This is a genomic window from Vibrio penaeicida (assembly GCF_019977755.1).
Classification (GTDB): domain Bacteria; phylum Pseudomonadota; class Gammaproteobacteria; order Enterobacterales; family Vibrionaceae; genus Vibrio; species Vibrio penaeicida.
Window position 1 is genome coordinate 2,260,975 of the sequence record NZ_AP025145.1, and the last position, 20,321, is coordinate 2,281,295.

The window sequence follows — 20,321 nt, forward strand, 5'->3', positions numbered from 1 at the left end:
AACCAAGTCAAGATGCTAGATTCAGCGAGATTTGCTTGGCTTTGTTAGGTTTTACAAGGGGCGGCTAAGCCACACCCATAACTCTTTTATACTTTGCTACCGATTGCTCGAATAACTCGACTTCTGATTCCAGCTTCAGTTTCGATTTGTGCTCAACCAACACTTCAGGGCCAGCCTGAGCTTGCTTGATTTTCCACACCAAAAACGAAGCTTGCTTGTCGATTTCTACTTCATTTTTCTCTTCAGAAGGAAGGAGTGAAAGGTTAAACGACATAGTAAGACCTGCATCGATAGTTTGAAAGGGCAAGAATATATCACAGCCTAAGCTGTTAGGTAGAGAGTTACAGGGGAATTCAAAAAGAAAAGTGACAGGAATCAAGAATGGGGGACAAGATGAACCTTGTAATTTAGGGGGGTTCTCCATACCCAGTAATTGCCAGATACCAATATCATGCGAGATGGAATCCAGTGGTATGTATCCGATCAACAGACCAAGAAAGCGATCATTTTGAGTGGTCTAGGCTGGGGAAGATTGCCTGAACATGAAGCAAATCTCGAAAAGATAGACAATAAGTTATTCGAAGTGAAGTCTCAGGAGACAATGCAAATACCTATTTATGTTGCAAAGGTAAAATCAAATTCTTTAGAACCGGTTGGAAATACGATCTGGAACTTTTTCTCTTTAATTAAACAATAAATCTAATGCTTCCCATAAAATTATTTAATAGTAATAATTAAATTATTGAAATGTTATTACATATCAACTTTAACATTATAGATAATAATATTAAATATATAGATTTAAATTCAATACTCATTCAATTTAAATCTACACTTAAAATCTCTCATCTGAATTACGATCACATTTCACCTTGTATTATTTATTGTAAATAACGATCTTTATTCATCTTTCTAAAAGAAAATTCAATTTTATTAATAATCAGCAAGTTAGAGTATTAACTCTAACTTAATATTTACTAGAAATAATCAAAATACACTTAAAATACAGATAGTTACAAAAGAAATCTTATCTCTATTAATATTAATTCATATTCATTCCTTACAGCTCTTATTATCTGTCGACGCTACACTAGTAACTTATTTATCAACAAAACTGAACTCCAATGCTATCAAGTCCTGCCGAATAATATTGCTAAGGAAATTTTCTTTAACACATATTCTCATTCAAATTTCAAGTACCAGAATAGCCTCCGACTAGAGACATTTGTAATAAACCCAGCGTTTTATAAAATGATAATCACTTGGTTAGCAAGCCAATAAAGAATTAGGCTTAAACGCCAAGTAATAAAAGAATAGTCACTTAAAAAATTGAGTTATAAGCCTTACAGGCATCACTCATAAATAATTAAGAGTTTAGCAGTCCTACTTTCTCAAAATTTAGGACCCAAATAGCAATAAGGATAAAAGAATGAATACTAAAATTGGACTTATTCCCTTGCTGGTCGGTATGGCTTTACCGACGACTGCACTTGCACAAGTGGATATTAATAACATCACAGAATCTGGACGCCCTACGTTTGCAGTTGGTGCATTGGGTGCCGCACAACTTAATGCTGATGTGGAAACGCTAAAACAGTACCTAGCAAATACCCCTTCCTACAAATCCACAGGTAACGAAGAATTTGTTGTGGAGCGCCAATGGGTCGACGAGCTTGGCAAAAAGCACACCGTATTTAACCAAACCATTGATGGTATTAAGGTACACAACAGTCAAATTACGTTGCATACCGATGTCACACTTGGAAACGGTTTTGCTCCTGAGAATGAGTCTATCTACGCGGTGTCGGGAACGGTCGCAGTGCCGACAGCATCACCTGCAACATTTGCACCTATACGTATGAGCAATGATGACGGTATACAAGCAAAATCGGTCGTTGAAAGCATTGGTGACGTCGTGACAGAGCCAGAGCTGGCTTACGTGTATCTTCGTGATATTGACGATACGAAATTGGCTTGGCGTATGGAAGTTAAATTCTTCCAGGGGTCTGGGCATTCTTTCGGACACGATCTAGTGTACGTAGATGCACTTACTCATGAAATATTGTCCCGTGAAACCTTAATCCATCAAGCTAAGAACTGGAAAACACACACGTTAGATGGAGGAGACTATCGCAGCCGACCAGGTAGGCTGCTTTGCACTAACCAAGAAGATTGTGGCAACAATCTATCGGCTCAACGAGCACATGATGGTGCGTCGACGGTGTATGACTATTACAAAGAGAGACACAATCGAAATGGTTTAGATGATCGTGATATGACGATGATTTCGAGTGTGGACCTGGGTGTAGCGAATGCGTCGTGGTATTTGGGACAAATGTTCTACGGTAAATCCAGAACAGGCGCCGATTACACAACAGATTTCGATGTCATTGGCCACGAGTTTACTCATGGCGTTATCGATTCAACCGCCGATTTAATTTATCAAAACGCATCGGGCGCGTTAAACGAAGCGTGGGCAGACATTCTAGGGATCTCGGCAGAAGCGTATAAAAATGGCAAAACAACCTCTACTTGGTTGCTAGGTAACGAACTGTATCAAAGGCCAGGGCAAGCGTTGCGCTATATGAACAATCCAACCAAAGATGGGCGTTCTAAAGACTGGTACCCAGAGCGCAGACCTTTTGTAAAAAATCCGGGTCAGAATAATGACAATGGTTGGGTTCACCTAAACTCTGGTATCGCAAACCTTGCCTATGTTCTGTTAGTTGATGGCGGATCCCATCCACGTGGCAAGTCGGACGCGGTTGTTGATGGTATTGGTTTACTTCAAGCGGAAAAAGTATTCTACCGCGCGCTCAACACCTACATGGGTCCAAACACTAATTTCCCTGAAGCTCGTACGGCAACAGCTCAAGCGGCGGCTGACCTATATGGCCAAAGTGCAAAACACTCTGTTGAAACAGCGTGGTGTGCAGTTGGCGTAGGTGAGTGTCCAGCAGCGATACCAACATCGGAAAAGCCAACATCACTTAGTGAAGCAGTAAGCGATATTTCCATTCCTTTGAACGAATGGAAACACTACACGCAAGACTTGGGTGAAGGCTACTCCAAAATGACGATTAAAGCAGAGGGTGGCTTAGGTGATGTAGACCTATACGTAACCTATGGAAAAGAATCGACAGCAACCGCATTCGATTGTGAGTCAAACACCACTTCCAATGCTGAGGAATGTGTTATTACAAACCCGAAAAAGGGCGCTTGGCATATTGATTTATTCGGTTATAAAGCGAGCTCTGGTGTCACGCTAACACTGACTGCAGAATAAGCTTATTCAAGAAAGGCAGCAATTGCTGTCTTTCTTTTCGTACCGCGCACCGTGCGTGCAAACTTTTATGTTTACCTAAATAATCTAAATTGTTATTTAATAACATAACAATTTAGATACTTATATTAATAGCAAACGTTTAAATGGGAATATGGCTATTTATCTCTTATAAACACTAAAGAGAAAATATAATAATCGCATGTGCTTATTTGAATTGTGATCACATTGGAATATGTAAGTTTTCGATAAACCAAGATCCCTGCCATGTTTCTATTTATTTTCAGTTAGTTGGTGAAATTAAAGTTTTTACTCTAAAAACAATTTAGTCATCAGCATATCAACAAGAAGGAAAAGACCTTTAATTTCATAACATTAAAAGAAAAGTACGAATCAAATACGTTTGGTAGACAACGAGAAACACTCCATAACTCATCCAGTATTCGCTAGGCTTAACGCATTATAATTTACATGATTATCAATAAATTCTGAAACCTATAGTCATCAATACTTATAGAGTAGGTAAGATAAAAAAACACAATAGCGATACATAAATACAGTAAAGTTTCAACCCACTAAATGTATTAACTGATTGAACTATTGTTAGCGTAAAATAACTCTAATAGAATCCTCTTCTCCCAATCAGGAGAGGTTCCTTGTTTTATTTTAATCCTGACAAAATAAAACAAGGAATTAACAAAGAGTTTTAATTTAAAGATTTATCATCCAAGAATTATACGTACGTATAGCCTTTTGCACACAACGTAAAGGGGCGGAGTCTGACTAGATAGTAGGCTCCAAACAAACCGAATTCTTAATATTTTTGCCATAAACATAATTATTGGTAGGGAGATTTTTTGTGAAAATAAAACCCATATTAATCGCGATAGGGTTAGCTGTGCCTTTATCTTTCTTTATTTTTAGCGATATATCTAACGATCCAAATACATCGCTAGATACCAATTCTTCTAAAAATTTAAAAGCGAGCAGAAGCTCTGAAGAAAGCAGCATTCTTGACAAACAAGCGGGTCGAAAAAAGCAAGAGAGTGGCAATCATCACGCAGCGAAAATAGATGAACCCATTCATTTAGAAACGCAAAGCAAGAAAAGCGCTCATGAGGAAGAAAAATCGCTTGAGGAAACAAGAGTACATGAAGACAAATCTCATGAGCCAATAAGCTTGGAACAAGCTTGGATAGATGTAAATCCAAGCGAAACACTTGTAAGCATAAGACCTAAAGGTGAAGCCATAGAAAGTATTAAAGCGATTGAGTTTTCGAATGTATCAGAATTCCAATCTCTAAATACAAATGACAACGTGACTCTCAACTTACCGGATAACACTGACATTGATATCGAAGTGGAATCAAACGAATTTCAAAATGAAGGTGTAAGAACTTGGTCGGGGAATTTCAAAATTGATAATCAGAACTACCCAGCCACCTTCACTTTTGGAAGTTCTTCAATTTTTGGTTTTATTGGTCACCCTAATGGTCCAATTAAAATTGAAGGCTCTGGAAACACTGCATGGATTTATGAAGTCCCAGATACTCATGGATACGACTAATTAATAAATGCAGTTCAAATAAAAACAAACTAATTAATTAAAGATACTATTTTAGGATTTAAAATGAAAAAAACGTTATTAGCGGCGATTGTTGCGTCGAGCTTTGTTGCACCACTTGCACACGCAACAACGAATATTGATGTACTGGGTGTTTACACAACAGAAACCGCGCAAAAAATTGACCACATCACTGCTATTCAACATCGTTTCAATGTTGGTAATAAGATTCTTAAGGACAGTAAGCTAGACATAAGAGTCAATCTCGCTGGGCTGAAAGAATACAACTTCGACTCCGAGCCCGGTAGAAAAAAAGAGCAAGATGTTGCTTTGAAAGCGATGACACCTGGATATAACCAGTCCGCGTTGTTCCGCGATATCGAGCAAGTAAGAAAAGATGAAGGCGCGGATATGGTAGCTATGTTCCGCTATCTAGACCTCGACAACTCTCCGGATTACGAACGCACCGCCAATGGTTATAGCATCAGCTGTGGTGTGGCTTGGGTAATACCAGCATTTCATTGGGATGGTGACCAATCTTGGGCGAAAAGCAGAATGTACAGCCATACCTACATTAACGAATGTGGTGGTGATACGTTTATTCACGAATTAGGTCACAACTTTGGTATTTACCACGCACGTGAGCAATACAACAGTTTGCCTCATCTCGAAAGTGGAGCAGAAAAAGATGCTTATGGTTATGGCGTAAACGGGCAATTTGCAACGACAATGGCTTATGGGTACCTTTTCGGTATAAAAGGGCGTTCTTACAATTTCTCTAACCCAGAAGTAGAGTGTAAAGGTCAACCATGTGGTCGCAAAGGGGTAGCAAATGCCGCTCGTGCTATTGGTCTAACCGCACCTAAAATTGCCAATATCTATCAAAGTAAAACCGATGGTACGGATACAGGTAAACCGACTCAGCCAATCGATCCTAAAGAACCCAACAACATCTTTAAAATCGACTCCCCTGTAGCAATTCCAGACCAAGCTCAGGTAGACATTCCTCTTAAGGTGTCCTTCGAAGGCGAGATCACCAAACCAACAATCGCGCTAAACGTGGAACATGAGTTCATTGGTGATTTGTCTATTCGACTTATTGCGCCAGATAATAGCTACTGGATTTTGAAGAAAGCGAACAGTAGAGATCGTGGTGAAAAATACAATGTTACTTTCACCTTGCAAGATATTGAAGGTATCGACTTCAACGGTCAGTGGACACTGCGTGTTACGGATAAGTTCGAACGAGATACTGGCGTAGTTAAAAGCGCCGTTCTAACCCTTAAGTAATCCGTATACCCAAGAACTCTAGAGGTTCTTGGGTATTTTTATTAGAAAGAGTCAGACAAATAACACGCATAAGGAGAAGAAAATGAATTAAGATTTGAATATTAATTTACGTTACTGTATAACATAACAATATTAATTCTGTTGTTTACAGGAAGGCAAACGTTAAACAATGAAATATGTATTTTCATTCTCATTATTGGAATGACATAACTCTGACATTAATTATAGTAATTCCTGAATAGTTATCACATGAAATTAATGAAACGAATGAAAAATACAATTTTAAAATTGGCTCAACTCGTTACTTTGGGATAAAAATAAAGTATAAGTCTTTCAATTACTTATGCTTTAGATATGTAAAAGCGCACAGCAATCCGTTTAATTCATATATCATTAATTCAATTATAAGTTTATATATATCAATAAGTTGAAAATTAAACTCTTATTCAACGCAACATTGATCTCATTTATTCTTAATTTTTTACCCTTATTCATCTTCTGTTCACGTGATTTCTACTAGGGATGATTGCTAGGGGAATGGAAAATATTTTTTACACTCTTTGCTGTATCGCCTATATACCAAGCATATTTCGTTATACACGTACCGTAAAAAAACACCAATAAACATATTAGATAACACCTGTCAACATAATAAGGTTTTCTAAATTCTTCTGAAATTTGTTTTTTCTCACACCATTGATAACAATCTCTGTACTCAGTCACTGATACGGCTGTGTATTTGATTAATTCGAACTTTCTAAAGTGGGATAGGGTTTGGCTCTATTTCTGTTTTCTTTTGATGCTTGAGGAAAATCATATTTTCAACAAACATTAATAAGCTAATTAATAGCTATAGTCACATGACTTATAAAATATAATATTGAGTTATATAAGTGTTCACTTATTTTAGTGGGTATAGGCTTTTTTTAACTTTAATAATTTCGGGAATAAGAAATGAAAGTTAAGTATTTGTTACTCGTCACAGCAATTAGCGCTACAAATTCAATCGCTAGCCAAAACACTATAAATCCAAACGAACCAACAAAAGCTTGGATAACAATTGGTAGCGACGCAATTCAACACTTTACAACAGCGCAAGAACACAAAGGGTTGGCTTTTTCATCTCAAACAGTACAAGGCGTTAATGGCATTACCGTATCGGAGATTAATACCGCCGATATAAACAATTTGAGTGAGCTCATGCACCATGAATTCAAACGCTGTGGTGGATTCTTTTATCACGATTCGTTTGAAGAAGCGCAGGCATACGCGAAACAAGCCGCGAATGCGAATCAGAGCTTTGCCAATTTTGCAGCCGTTAACTACACCATCGATAACGAGTCTGTCACCAATGCGATGATGTCAGAAACGTCACAGCAAAACCTAACCAATACCGTCAATACATTATCCAATTACTACGATCGTTATTATACGTCTCAGTCGGGTTACGACGCTGCAAAATGGATAAAGGATCATTGGGTTCAACTTTCGCAGGCACGCAGTGATATCAGTGTGGAATTTTTTAATCACAGCTGGAAACAACCTTCTGTTATCGCAACGATAAATGGTACAACTCTTGCCGACGAAATCGTCGTTATCGGCGGGCACCTAGACTCCATCAATACACGAAGCCCAGGTAACGAATCCGCCCCAGGTGCGGACGATAATGCTTCTGGTATTTCTGTTCTCACTGAAACGCTAAACGCGATCGTTAAAAGCGGATTTAAGCCTAAGCGTACCGTTAAAATCATCGGTTATGCCGCAGAAGAAGTCGGGCTACGAGGTTCTAAAGCCATCGCCCAGTCTTACAAAAGCTCTGGTAAGAATGTGGTGGGTGTCGCTCAGTTTGATATGACGGGCTATAAGGGGACATTTAATCGCGACATCGTACTCATCACTGACTACACCAATTCAGGACAAAACCAGTTTATTCGAAACCTGATCAACAAATACTTGCCGAATATGACGCACGGTAATTCGCAGTGTGGTTACGCGTGTTCCGACCACGCCTCTTGGTACAATGAGGGCTTCCCTGCTTCTATGCCAGCTGAAGCAAATTTCCACGATTCGAACCCACTCATCCATACAGCAAATGATACCCAATTTGACTCAAGCCATGCGATTAAGTTTGCCAAACTGTCCGTTGCCTTCATTTCTGAACTCGCTAAAGGTACGATTGCAGGAACCCCTCCACCACCGCCACCTACTGGCGAAAACGAACTGCAAAATGGTGTGGCAAAAACCAACATATCTGGGGTAGCTAAAGCGCAAAACTTTTATACGTTTAACGTTCCAGCAGGGGCTTCCAACCTGAAATTCACAACATCAGGCGGAACTGGCGATGCAGATTTATACGTAAAATTTGGCTCCAAGCCAACACTTAACAGTTATGACTGTAAAAGCACCAACAGTTCAAACAATGAACAATGCCAAATTCCAAACGCACAAGCGGGAACCTACCATGTGATGGTCGAGGCTTGGTCTTCGATATCTGGCGTATCTCTTACAGCAAGCTATACCGACAGCGGTAACCCACCGCCTACAGGCATTGAACCCATTAACGAAACGGCTACTAATATTTCTGTTTCTCGTGGTCAGTGGCAACGCTACACCCAAACACTAGGCGAAGGTTATTCAAACCTAACCGTCACGATATCGGGTGGATCAGGCGATGCAGATCTGTACGTTCGCCATGGCGCTCAATCTACGTTTGGGCAACACGACTGCCGACCTTACCTCAATGGGAATAATGAAAACTGCCCAATCACGTCACCGCAATCTGGCGTTTGGCATATCGACATCTACGGATATTCAACAACGACAGGGCTAACGCTCAATATCAAAGCCACACCATAAAATAGTGGCGCTTCACTGCCCTTTTCGAATCGGAAAAGGGCAGATTAAACACATCCAAATTTGATGAGTTTGTCATTGCATGAACTATTTCCTATGCCGTTTTAGTTAATAGAACAGCATGAATAAGCACATCAAATTAATACTGAAATAGATAATAAAATCTTTGGTATTAATGGAATAACGTCTCTTTTTAAATAAAAGAATACGTATAAGGAAACCATGAATATTCATGGTGGATGGAATGTTGGAGATATCCAGCGATCCTTTAAATACAGGAAAATAAATCATGAAGTTTAAAATAGGAATTATCCCCTTAGTGGTCGGTATTACATTATCGACCTCTGCTTTCGCACAGATGGAAATAAAAACAGCGACAGATACTGGGCGACCTTCATTTGTCACTGGGAACTTAGGTAATGCAACTGCAGGTGCTGAAGTTCAGGCGTTAAAGCAAATTCTGGCCAGCAACCCATCGTATAAGTCGACGGGAAGCGAAGAATTTGAAGTTTCTCGCCAATGGGTTGATGAACTGGGGAAAAAGCACACGTTTTTTGATCAGAAAATTAATGGCATTAAAGTCTATGGCAACAGTATTGCTTTGCACACAGAAGTCAGCAATAACGCTAACGGCTTGCTGAACAATGCCCCTGTTTATGCGGTAACAGGCGCACTCGCGGTTTCTTCTGCTCCGGCTTCGGCTGCGTTTGCCACCAAGCAAAGTAATGACAATGGTAAACAGGCTCGCTCAGTTGGAGAAAGTATTGGCTCAGTTCAAACACAACCTGAACTGGCTTACATCTACTTGCCGGATCAAGACGAAGCAAAACTCGCTTGGCGTATGGAAGTCGTCTACTTTGCAGGTGCTGGACCATTTGGTCGTGACATAGTTTACATTGATGCCGCAACCAATGAAGTGCTCGCACGACATGCACAGGTACACTCGGCAAAGAGTTGGAAAACGTACACCCTTAACGGCGGTAATCAAAACTCTGCACCAGGGCAACTGCTTTGTACGAACAACCAAAATTGTGGCGGCAACGCTGCGGCGCAACGCGCTCATGATGGTGCAGCAACAGTTTACGATTATTACCAACAGCGACATGGTCGTGACAGCCTCAACAACAACGGGATGACGTTGGTATCCAGTGTCGACCTTGGTGAGCAAAATGCGTATTGGACTGGTTCGCAAATGCTTTATGGTCAAGCTGGTGGCGGGGTTGATTACGATTTCACCTCAGATTTCGACATCATTGGTCACGAGTTTACGCACGGTGTCACCAACTTCTCTGCCCGTCTTGTTTACCAAAATGCACCTGGTGCATTGAATGAAGCATGGTCAGATATTCTTGGTCTATCCGCAGAAGCGTTCAAAAATGGTACAACGACATCCAGCTGGTTACTAGGCGACGGTTTGTACAACCAACCCGGTAAAGCTTTCCGCTACATGAACGATCCCACCAAAGATAATTACTCAAAAGACTGGTACCCAGAACGCATACCGTTCAGCAATAATCCTAACAGAGACAACGATTATGGCGGCGTACACGGCAACTCCGGTATTGCGAACTTAGCGTACGTATTGCTTGTAGACGGTGGAACACACCCTCGCGGAAAATCCAATGCACAAGTGCCAGGCATCGGTATGCTCAAAGCTGAGAAAATCTTCTATCGCGCGCTGGTCACCTACATGAACCAAAACACCAACTTCTCGGGTGCTAGAACAGCAACCGCTCAAGCAGCGCAAGACCTGTATGGCGCAACAGAGAAAAACGCTGTTGAAACCGCTTGGTGTGCCGTTGGTGTGGGCGATTGCCCTACAACAACACCGCCTCCACCGCCCCCTACTGGCGATAACGAACTGCAAAATGGCGTTCCTGTAACGGGGATTTCAGGCGCAGCGAAAGATCAGAAATTCTACACATTCCAAGTTCCTGCGGGCGCGACAAACTTGCGTTTCGTTACAATGGGCGGCTCGGGTGATGCGGACCTTTACGTAAAATTCGGCTCCAAGCCATCGCTAAGCACTTACGATTGTAAGAGCACCACCAGCTCAAGCAACGAAACCTGTGCGATCAGCAATATCCAAACGGGCACTTACCATGTCATGGTTGAAGCTTGGAATCAGATAAGTGGCGTAACTTTAACTGCCAGCTATGATGGTGGTACAACACCTCCGCCGCCACCTAGCGGACCAACACCAATCTACGACACACTGGGCAACATCTCTGTTGGCGGTGGTCAGTGGCAACGCTTCACTCAAGAATTAGGTACGGGCTATTCAACCATGACGATTACCACGTCTGGCGGGTATGGTGATGTCGATTTGTATGTTAGAAAAGGTTCCGACCCTACACTCTACCAATACGACTGCCGTCCTTGGAAAAATGGCAACAATGAATCTTGTACGTTTACCAACCCTGGTGCAGGCACTTGGCACATCGGTATTTACGGTTACTACAATAGCTCTGGCGTCACATTAACGCTGACAGCAGAATAGACAGTAAACAACTCGTAAGATAAAAAATCCAAAATGTAATTTGAGAGGGGCAGTAAAGCCCCTCTTTTCTGTTATCAAACCCAACCCATCGAATTTATCTATCAAAGCTATAAATATAATCGAATATACCTTTCAAAGTGTAAAGGGTAGCCTTAACTTGTTCTTAATTAACCCTGATTTAAATAGGGATTATGTAGTCGATGTACTAGATTATTAATGGCTATGTTTCTTTGTTTTCGGATTGTCCTATGGTCAACGAATTCATCTAAAAAAATACACTGTAAGGAATATATTATGAGTAAGAAGCTAACGACCGCAGCAGGTTGCCCTGTTGCACATAACCAGAATGTTATGACCGCTGGCCCGCGAGGACCGCAACTTCTTCAAGATGTTTGGTTTTTGGAGAAACTGGCTCATTTTGACCGTGAAGTAATCCCTGAAAGGCGTATGCACGCCAAAGGATCTGGCGCTTACGGCACCTTCACAGTGACACATGATATTACTCAATACACTCGGGCAAAAATCTTCTCAGAAGTAGGGAAAAAGACCGACTTGTTCGCACGTTTTACTACCGTCGCCGGAGAACGAGGCGCAGCAGACGCAGAACGGGATATTCGTGGTTTCGCGCTTAAGTTTTACACCGAGGAAGGCAACTGGGATTTGGTTGGAAATAACACCCCTGTGTTCTTTTTACGAGACCCTCTAAAGTTCCCCGATTTGAACCACGCGGTAAAACGCGACCCAAGAACCAATATGCGAAGCGCAGTAAATAACTGGGACTTTTGGACATCTTTGCCTGAAGCTTTCCACCAAGTCACCATAGTTATGAGTGACCGAGGCATTCCTGCCAGCTACCGTCACATGCATGGTTTCGGGAGCCATACGTTCAGTTTTATTAATGCAGACAGTGAACGTTACTGGGTGAAATTCCACTTTAAAACACATCAGGGCATCAAAAACTTAACCGACGAAGAAGCCACCATTTTGTGTGGACGAGATAGAGAAAGCCATCACCGCGATCTTTATGACAACATCGAAAACGGAAACACGCCTAAATGGACCATGTACGTTCAAATCATGCCGGAGCTGGAAGCCGATGAGGTCAATTTCAACCCATTCGATTTGACCCGCGTGTGGTCTCAGAAAGATTATCCGTTGATCGAAGTGGGCGAGCTGGAACTTAATCGCAACCCAGAAAACTTCCACGCAGAAGTTGAACAGTCGGCATTTAACCCAGCTTCCATTGTTCCGGGTATTGGTTTTTCCCCAGATAAAATGCTTCAAGGTCGTTTGTTCTCTTACGGTGATGCGCAGCGTTATCGTTTAGGGGTAAACCACCATCAGATCCCTGTGAATGCGCCAAGATGCCCAGTGCACAGCTACCACCGTGATGGTGCGATGAGAGTCGATGGCAACTACGGTTCCACCATTGGTTATCAGCCAAATTCACAACAAGAGTGGGAAGAGCAACCCGATTACTCCGAGCCACCGTTGCGTATTTCTGGTCATGCGGATCATTACGACCACCGTGTAGACGAAGATTACTTTACTCAGGCCGGCGATCTTTTCCGCCTGATGGATGAGCAAGAGCGACAACGTTTGTTTGATAACACCGCCCGTTCCATCAAAGGGGTACCCGACTTCATACAGCAACGTCATATTGACCACGCGTATCAAGCAGACAAGGCATACGGTGAAGGGTTAGAGAAAGCCATTAAAAAAGCAAACGCATCATAATAAACGCCGTGTTCCTAAATCAGAAAAGAGAAACCAGAAAGGAGAACGCCATGAGCGAACAAGATTTTATGACACTATTTAACACCACGGATCTGTTTATCTTTTACTAATCCGACAAGTTAATTAACGAACCATTAGAAACGCAAACAGCCTGACAAATTCAGGCTGTTTTTTTGGGTGAGGCATTAGGTGAGGTTGGACAGAATCAAAATTTCATACCAAATGTGGCACTCAGCTGAGTCACATTGACACCGTCCATTTTGCTTCTATCAGCGCCGAAATCGACATAAAAGCCATAGTTGGTCGAGAACCGTATACCCGCTCCGCCGTATGCGGCAGATTCGTTCACTTTTTGGGTCGTCGTGGTACCTTCAATTCGATGGTTGGCATAACCCACTTCAATGTAAGGTTTGATAAATGAACCATCGGATAACACGTAAGAGTACCCTAGTTCTCCCCCTGCTTTTAAGGTGTGCCCTTTCAGCTCATCTTTAGTGTTGTTCTCGTAAGACGCCTTTAACGCGGCAAACCCATTGAAGTTGTATGTGGTTTCCAATCTCAACCCAGAGCCTGCATCTTCTGTAATTGAGAACCCTCCAAGGCTCGCTGAATAATCGGTATCAGAATACCCCGCACCAAGGCTCCAACCTTCCAATCGATTAAAATCTTGAGCACTCGCAAAGCCAGACATCAAACCGACGATGAGAACCAAGCCACTACGTAATTTCTTCATAATTCCACTACCCATTTTTCTTTTAGAATCCGGTTTTATATTCACGCAACTTTACTAAATTCCTGACTCCACCTCACAGTTTTTCATTGATGAGTCATGGTATTGCGACCCACCTCTACCGCCATAAATGCAAGTACATCTCAAAAGAACGAGTAAAGCGGTAACGATCAGACATTTATGTAAAATCAAACAATTGCAAAATCTAAACACCCGCAACGCAGAAAAAATCAGACCTCAGCAATCCTGATCGCCTGCTTCAATTTTATTGATTGGATTTGAATCAAAGAGTGTTGCTAGCATGCTCACAGCTATCAGTATTCTTACAAAATTAAAAAGGAGTGAGATCCGCATGTCAGACCCAATCTCCACAACGATAAAAGCGCCGCCTTCACCCGACGCTTCGCCATCAGAAAAAAAAGCAAAGAATCTTAGGGTAGCCGCAGGTATTACTCTATTCAGTGTATTAACTGGCATCGTAGTCGCGCAATTTCAGTCGACTCAGCTCGCATCTGTTGCGGCACTAACGGTGTTTTGCATAGGCTTGTGGGCGACGGTCGTCGTGCCGGAATATTGGACGGCATTGAGCTTTTTTCTTATCGCCATCGTTTTCAATATTGCACCCGCTTCCGTTGCGCTTTCTGGATTTCAATCCTCTACGTTCTGGTTATTGTTTGCTGGGTTGGTTCTTGGAGCCGCGTTCAAACATACAGGGCTGGGAAAGCGCATCGCCCATTTGCTCGCTTCTGCGCTAGGTACGCGCTATAACACCATAATTTGGCGGATTGTCATTTTCGGTATTGCACTCGCCTTTATCATGCCATCTTCCATGGGCAGAATAGCGCTCTTACTCCCTATAATTATGGCGTTATCGGAGCAAATGGGATACCAAAGTGATTCTAAAGGACGCATTGGTATGATTACCGCCACGGCTTTTGGAACTTGGTTACCTGCTTTCACCATTTTACCCGCCAACGCGCCCAATATGATCCTTGTGGGTATGGCTGAAAACCTTCACGGTTTGCAACTTTCCTACTGGGATTACTTGCTGATCCACTTCCCTGTGTTAGGTGCGCTGAAAGGTGTGGTATTGGTTTTGTTGATTTTAAAAATGTTTCCTTCCGACGATCCAAAGCACACAACAAAAGAAACGGTCTCTTTGCCCTCTGTAACAAAGGATGAGAAAACGCTGGCTTACATTATTTTGGGTTGTTTGGTCATGTGGCTAACAGACGGCATTCACCATATTTCTCCGGGATGGATTGGGCTTGCTGGTGCGGTGATTTGTTTATGCCCATTTTTGAATTTAACCACCAAAGCCAGTTTTCAAGCCGATTTGAACTACAACTCTCTTTTCTTCGTGGCGGGTATTATTGGCTTGGGTGCGGTCATTGCGCAGTCTGGCTTAGGGGAAACGCTAATCGCAGCTCTGGGTGATAGCGTGCAGTTTTCACCGCGGGAACAACTGCAAAGTATAGTTTCGCTGACGTTCATCTCAACGATTGTTGCTATTACCACCAGCTTGCCTGGGGTTCCAGCGGTAATGACCCCCATTGCAGGCGACCTTGCACTATCCACTGGTTTGCCTATCGCCACCGTTTTGATGACACAGGTTTTTGCCTTCTCCAACATTTTATTGCCGTACCAAGCTCCTCCGCTAGTCACAGCAATACAAATGGGTAAGTTACCCATCGCAGCCATCAGTAAGTTATGTTTGGTCCTATTTTTCATCACAGTCGTGGTTCTTTTACCGCTCGATCTATTATGGTGGCGTCTTATCGGTCTATTCTGAAGTAGGTCATGTTGGCAAAAAGAGGAGGGAGAAGGGGTAATGGACAACCACCAACTACGAACGTTTGTCGTCGTCGCTCAAGAAGGCAGTATTACACGCGCGGCAGAGCGGCTTTTTTTGAGTCAACCAGCCATAAGTGCGCACATTAAAGCGCTAGAGTCGTCTTTAGATCTCACGTTGTTTGAACGCACGCCTCAAGGTATGCGACTCACCTTAGATGGCCAGCGAATTTTGCTTAAAGCAGAAGAAACGCTACAAGCGCATCAAGACTTGGTCGAAGAAGCACGCAAGATCAAAGGGCAAATAGCGGGAGTGATCCAAGTTGGCGCAACCAGTCATACTGATCCCAAAACACTTGGGAAAATCATGATATATGTTGCTGAGCATTTCCCAGAAGTTGACGTAAAGCTGCAACATCTTTCAACGCAAGACATTGTCGCTGGTATTCGAAGCGGCGACTTGGATGCTGGTATTTATAATGAATTCGGTGAAGCGCCAGAAGATTTTTTCTCTGCAGAGCTGTCTAAAATAAGGTTACTACTCGCTTCGTCCCCACATTTCCCTCAGCTCTACTCTCCTGTTGACTGGCAAGCGTTGCAGCACATCCCTTGGATTTACCCCGGTGAAGATACGTGCTGCGGAAAAGCCGCTGAACATTTATTCAAACAACGTGGCTTTCGCCCTAAAAAACTGATTCATGCCGATAGGGAAAAAGTCACTCGCACCTTAATTGCCGGTGGTCTTGGTATAGGGTTGGTTCACGACAAACCTCATTCTCAACCTCAATCAAGCGAACAAACAGACGACATCGTTATTCTGGATGACATATCCCTAAGAATCAGAACATTACTCGTTTGCAAGAAATCTCGCCAAACCGATCCGGTACTCCACTCGTTGATAGACTCTATGGTTGGTAATCACAGCTCTAGGTAACAGTATGTCTTTGATCCCTTTATTTTCTCAACAATGGGAAGTACTTACGTAGATGGTCTAACCTATAATTCAGGTGATTTTAAAAAGGAGTCATATTTATGATGGACAATATTTCGTTAGAACAAATCTACGAAAAAGCGTTAGAACTCGTTCTGACATTCGGACCTAAGCTCATTCTTGCATTTTTGGTCTTGGTCATTGGTTGGTGGTTAATTGGGAAAGTAACCAAAGGTGTTGACGTTGCATTAGAGCGTGTTCGCTTAGAACAAGGGCTAAGAAGTTTCCTCTGCTCACTTGCCTCGGTCATTCTTAAAATTCTGCTCATTATCTCTGTCGCTTCGATGATAGGGGTCGAGACCACGTCCTTCATCGCTATGCTGGGTGCCGCAGGTTTAGCCGTAGGTATGGCGCTGCAAGGGAGCTTGTCTAACTTTGCTGGTGGCGTACTCATTCTGTTCTTCAAGCCTTTCAAAATAGGCGATGTAATTGAAGCGCAAGGTCACATGGGTAAAGTGGTTGATATACAAATTTTTGTTACTGTATTAATCACTTACGATAATCAAAGAATCATTATTCCTAATGGTATGCTTTCTAATGGAACGGTTAAAAACCTCTTCTGTGAAGAGAATCGCCGCGTCGATATTGAATTTGGTATCAGCTACGGTGACGACGTACGTAAAGCGCGCGAAGTTCTCATGAAAGTATTGGCCGATTACGACCTTGTATTGGACGATCCTGAGCCACTTGTTCACGTTAGCCAACACGGCGACAGCCATGTCGGTATGCTGGTTTGGGCTTGGGTGAAATCTGACGATTACTGGCCTGTGTATTTCAGCTTGTACGAGCGCGTGAAAATCGCCTTCGACGAACAAGGCATCACTATCCCGTTCCCTCAGCGCGATGTGCATGTTCATCAGTTCCCAGGCAAGCAAGCGTCTTAAATTGCTGAGGTCTGTTGACCTTTCGAGATACGTTCTAATAACACGCCAGCATTTTGCTGGCGTGTTGGTTTTTGTAACCGAACTCTAGATGCTTGGGTATAATACACCACCACTTTCAAGTAGATGAGCCCCCATGAGCCTCGCGTTAAAATACGAAAAAGACTGCATTGAATTCATAACGAAAGAAATGGTCACCGACTCTGCCCACGACCTGCAGCATATTTTTCGAGTCGTCAAAACAGCGAAGTCGCTAGCAGACAAAGAGCAAGCCGACATCAATATTGTTTTACCTGCCGCTTATCTACACGACTGCTTCACCTACCCTAAAGATCATCCAGAACGTCATCTAAGTGCTCAGATAGCCGCAGACAAAGCGTGCGAGTTTTTGCGCTCCATCGAATACCCATCGCATTACTTAGACGACATTCACCACGCCATTATGGCGCACAGTTTCAGTGCGGAACTCACACCCAAAACCAAAGAAGCCAAAGTGGTTCAGGATGCCGACAGGTTAGATGCGTTGGGTGCCATTGGAGTAACACGGTGCATTCAAGTCAGCAGCGCGTTCGGTTCAGATTTATATCATCCTGATGACATGTTTGCCCAACATCGGCCACTTGATGATAAACGCTATACCATCGATCATTTTGAAGTGAAGCTGTTCAAAATTGCAGAAACAATGAATACCCTATCAGCGAAAAAAGAAGCTCAAAAACGCGTGGCGTTTATGAAAAGTTACCTCTTGCAACTGCAAAACGAAGCGGAATAAACATGTCTGAAACAGATAAAGTCATCACAGAGCTCAAGCGCCAACTTAAAATCAGTGGGGTTAAATACACAGATGTAGCCCAAGCCCTGTCCCTCACTGAAGGCTCCGTCAAGCGCTTACTTGCCTCTGGTAATCAAATCAGTTTGGAGCGCTTGAACGCCATTTGTGAGTTGATTGATATGGATATGGCCGAACTGTTTAAACTTGCATCGCCAACGCAGGCACTTACTGCATTAACTTATGAACAAGAAAAACAACTCGTCGATGACAAAGCGTTATTACTGGTGGCGGTTTGTGTTGTGAACGGCTATCAGTTTGAAGAAATTCTTAATCAATATGAATTCACTCAACCTGAGCTTATTAAATACCTCGTCCAATTGGATAAATTGGATATCATCGAGCTGCTTCCAAACAATAGGCTAAAACTTAAGCTCTCTCCCACGTTCTCATGGATTGCTGGCGGACCTATTCAGCGCTTTTTCCAACAACAAGTTCAAGACGAATTCTTCCGCAGTCACTTTTCTGGTGAAGATGAAAAACTGATGATGGCTACGGGTTTAATGTCTATCCCTAGTAACAAGAAAATTCAGAAGCGCATCGATAAACTCGTTTCCGATTTTTACACCGCCTGCCGTGATGATGGTGAACTGAACTTGGACGATCGCCATGGAACATCGATGATCGTTGGGATTCGTCATTGGAGCCTCCCACAATTTAAACGCCACGAAAGACCTAAAAAGTAACCATAACCGAATCAAAAGTTACGTATTATGTAACTCCATTTGTTTTTATTTTAAATCTGGTATTAATACAGCACATTAACCTCATGCACTAAGGCACTGCTCACTTCTTAAGGCAGTGTCTATTTCTAAAAATACTGTCTATTTCTAAAGGCAGTCTATGAGGTTTACATGCACACTTATCTAAGACTCATCAGCTCTCTATTCAGCCGCTTGCTTTATCGTATCCGCGTAAATGGCAAAAAACACATTCCGCAAAATGGAGCTGCACTGATCGTGGCTAACCACGTCAGCTACATAGACGCACTGATTCTTATGGGCTTGGCGAATCGACCAATTCGCTTCGTAATGGACAAGAGTTTAAGTGAGCTCCCCGTTCTTAAATACTTTTTCCGTCATGCCGGTGTCATCCCTATCTGCTCTCCGAAGCAGTGCTTAAAAACCTACAACCAAGCTTTTGATCAAATTGATGAGGCATTAAATCAAGGCCAATTAGTGTGCATCTTTCCAGAAGGACGCATCACTAAAAATGGTCAAGTAAACGAATTCAGACCGGGCGTGGAACGTATTTTGGCAAGTAATCCCGTACCTGTTGTCCCTGTTGCATTGAAAGGGCTTTGGGGGTCGTTTTTCTCGCATAAAGATGGGCACGCGTTCACCCATCTACCAAAACGATTTTGGTCAAAACTGGAAATCAACATCGGTAAGAGCGTGAATGGAGCATCAGCAAGCCGTTCTCTACTCCAGCACCGCGTTGAAACATTGATAGCTCGGTAATCTGGAAGGGAAACTGTTCACTTTAAACGGTTGACTTACCTACAACATCACAGATTTTATACCCAATTTGAAGCATAATAATATACCCAAATACCTTCATGATGACGGGTTCAGCAAGAGTTACTTGGTTTTCAGGCAAGGCATCGATATGACGATCTAGTTATTCTAAATCTAATATAGATAACGAAGCATGGAAACCAAGTAAACTTGCCCTTTGGGAGCCAATTTTCTTATTAATTTCATCGTCAAAAAACTTGGAAAGGACGAGTCATTACACTGCGTTATTTTCCTTGAACTAAATAAGAAAATTAGGCTCTGAATCCAGCATCTTGAGGGCATTTGGGTATAACGTCACATGTATTAACTCAAGGTCGCTGGTATACAGGTATCGTTGAGCAAGCAGGAGTACAGG

Annotated in this window: 13 protein-coding genes and 1 pseudogene; 12 read left to right on the top strand and 2 right to left on the bottom strand. The window is 42.5% G+C overall.

Annotated elements, in window-relative coordinates; genetic code table 11:
* Nucleotides 1–64 precede the first annotated feature (64 nt).
* On the bottom strand, nucleotides 65–274 hold the full coding sequence (locus LDO37_RS28375; RefSeq protein WP_101111805.1) for a DUF3283 family protein: 210 nt from the start codon (nucleotides 272–274) through the stop codon (nucleotides 65–67).
* A 1,155-nt stretch (nucleotides 275–1,429) separates the two neighbouring features.
* Here LDO37_RS28375 and LDO37_RS28380 point away from each other — a divergent pair.
* From LDO37_RS28380 to LDO37_RS28405, 6 genes are all read left to right on the top strand, one after another.
* The gene (locus tag LDO37_RS28380; RefSeq protein ID WP_224055731.1) at nucleotides 1,430–3,286 is read left to right on the top strand and encodes a M4 family metallopeptidase; all 1,857 of its coding nucleotides are present in this window, start codon (nucleotides 1,430–1,432) and stop codon (nucleotides 3,284–3,286) included.
* Nucleotides 3,287–4,142: 856 nt separating this feature from the next.
* Entirely contained in the window at nucleotides 4,143–4,850 is a 708-nt protein-coding gene (locus tag LDO37_RS28385; RefSeq protein WP_224055732.1) for a hypothetical protein, read from the top strand.
* A gap of 63 nt (nucleotides 4,851–4,913) precedes the next feature.
* Complete coding sequence (locus LDO37_RS28390; protein ID WP_224055733.1) at nucleotides 4,914–6,137, top strand: zinc-dependent metalloprotease family protein; 1,224 nt, start codon at nucleotides 4,914–4,916, stop codon at nucleotides 6,135–6,137.
* A 954-nt stretch (nucleotides 6,138–7,091) separates the two neighbouring features.
* Entirely contained in the window at nucleotides 7,092–8,993 is a 1,902-nt protein-coding gene (locus LDO37_RS28395; protein ID WP_224055734.1) for a M20/M25/M40 family metallo-hydrolase, read from the top strand.
* A gap of 286 nt (nucleotides 8,994–9,279) precedes the next feature.
* Nucleotides 9,280–11,490, top strand: coding sequence for a M4 family metallopeptidase (locus LDO37_RS28400; protein ID WP_224055735.1), 2,211 nt, complete (start codon nucleotides 9,280–9,282; stop codon nucleotides 11,488–11,490).
* A 294-nt stretch (nucleotides 11,491–11,784) separates the two neighbouring features.
* Nucleotides 11,785–13,227: a catalase gene (locus LDO37_RS28405; RefSeq protein WP_224055736.1), complete on the top strand. Its 1,443-nt coding sequence runs from the start codon at nucleotides 11,785–11,787 to the stop codon at nucleotides 13,225–13,227.
* Between the two features lie 205 nt (nucleotides 13,228–13,432).
* Here the strand turns inward: LDO37_RS28405 and LDO37_RS28410 are convergent, their stop codons facing one another.
* Nucleotides 13,433–13,960, bottom strand: coding sequence for an outer membrane beta-barrel protein (locus tag LDO37_RS28410; protein ID WP_224055737.1), 528 nt, complete (start codon nucleotides 13,958–13,960; stop codon nucleotides 13,433–13,435).
* 349 nt (nucleotides 13,961–14,309) lie between these two features.
* Here LDO37_RS28410 and LDO37_RS28415 point away from each other — a divergent pair, with 349 nt between their 5' ends.
* The 6 genes and pseudogenes from LDO37_RS28415 to LDO37_RS28440 form a co-directional block, all read left to right on the top strand.
* Nucleotides 14,310–15,749, top strand: a complete 1,440-nt coding sequence (locus LDO37_RS28415; protein WP_224055738.1) for an SLC13 family permease — start codon at nucleotides 14,310–14,312, stop codon at nucleotides 15,747–15,749.
* 39 nt (nucleotides 15,750–15,788) lie between these two features.
* On the top strand, nucleotides 15,789–16,682 hold the full coding sequence (locus LDO37_RS28420) for a LysR family transcriptional regulator (RefSeq protein ID WP_224055739.1): 894 nt from the start codon (nucleotides 15,789–15,791) through the stop codon (nucleotides 16,680–16,682).
* A 98-nt stretch (nucleotides 16,683–16,780) separates the two neighbouring features.
* On the top strand, nucleotides 16,781–17,623 hold the full coding sequence (locus LDO37_RS28425) for a mechanosensitive ion channel family protein (RefSeq protein WP_101111820.1): 843 nt from the start codon (nucleotides 16,781–16,783) through the stop codon (nucleotides 17,621–17,623).
* A gap of 133 nt (nucleotides 17,624–17,756) precedes the next feature.
* Nucleotides 17,757–18,392: an HD domain-containing protein gene (locus LDO37_RS28430; RefSeq protein WP_224055740.1), complete on the top strand. Its 636-nt coding sequence runs from the start codon at nucleotides 17,757–17,759 to the stop codon at nucleotides 18,390–18,392.
* A 2-nt stretch (nucleotides 18,393–18,394) separates the two neighbouring features.
* Nucleotides 18,395–19,135, top strand: coding sequence for a helix-turn-helix domain-containing protein (locus LDO37_RS28435; protein WP_224055741.1), 741 nt, complete (start codon nucleotides 18,395–18,397; stop codon nucleotides 19,133–19,135).
* A gap of 183 nt (nucleotides 19,136–19,318) precedes the next feature.
* A pseudogene (locus tag LDO37_RS28440) lies at nucleotides 19,319–19,909 on the top strand (1-acyl-sn-glycerol-3-phosphate acyltransferase); the annotation flags it as partial.
* Between the last annotated feature and the right edge of the window lie 412 nt (nucleotides 19,910–20,321).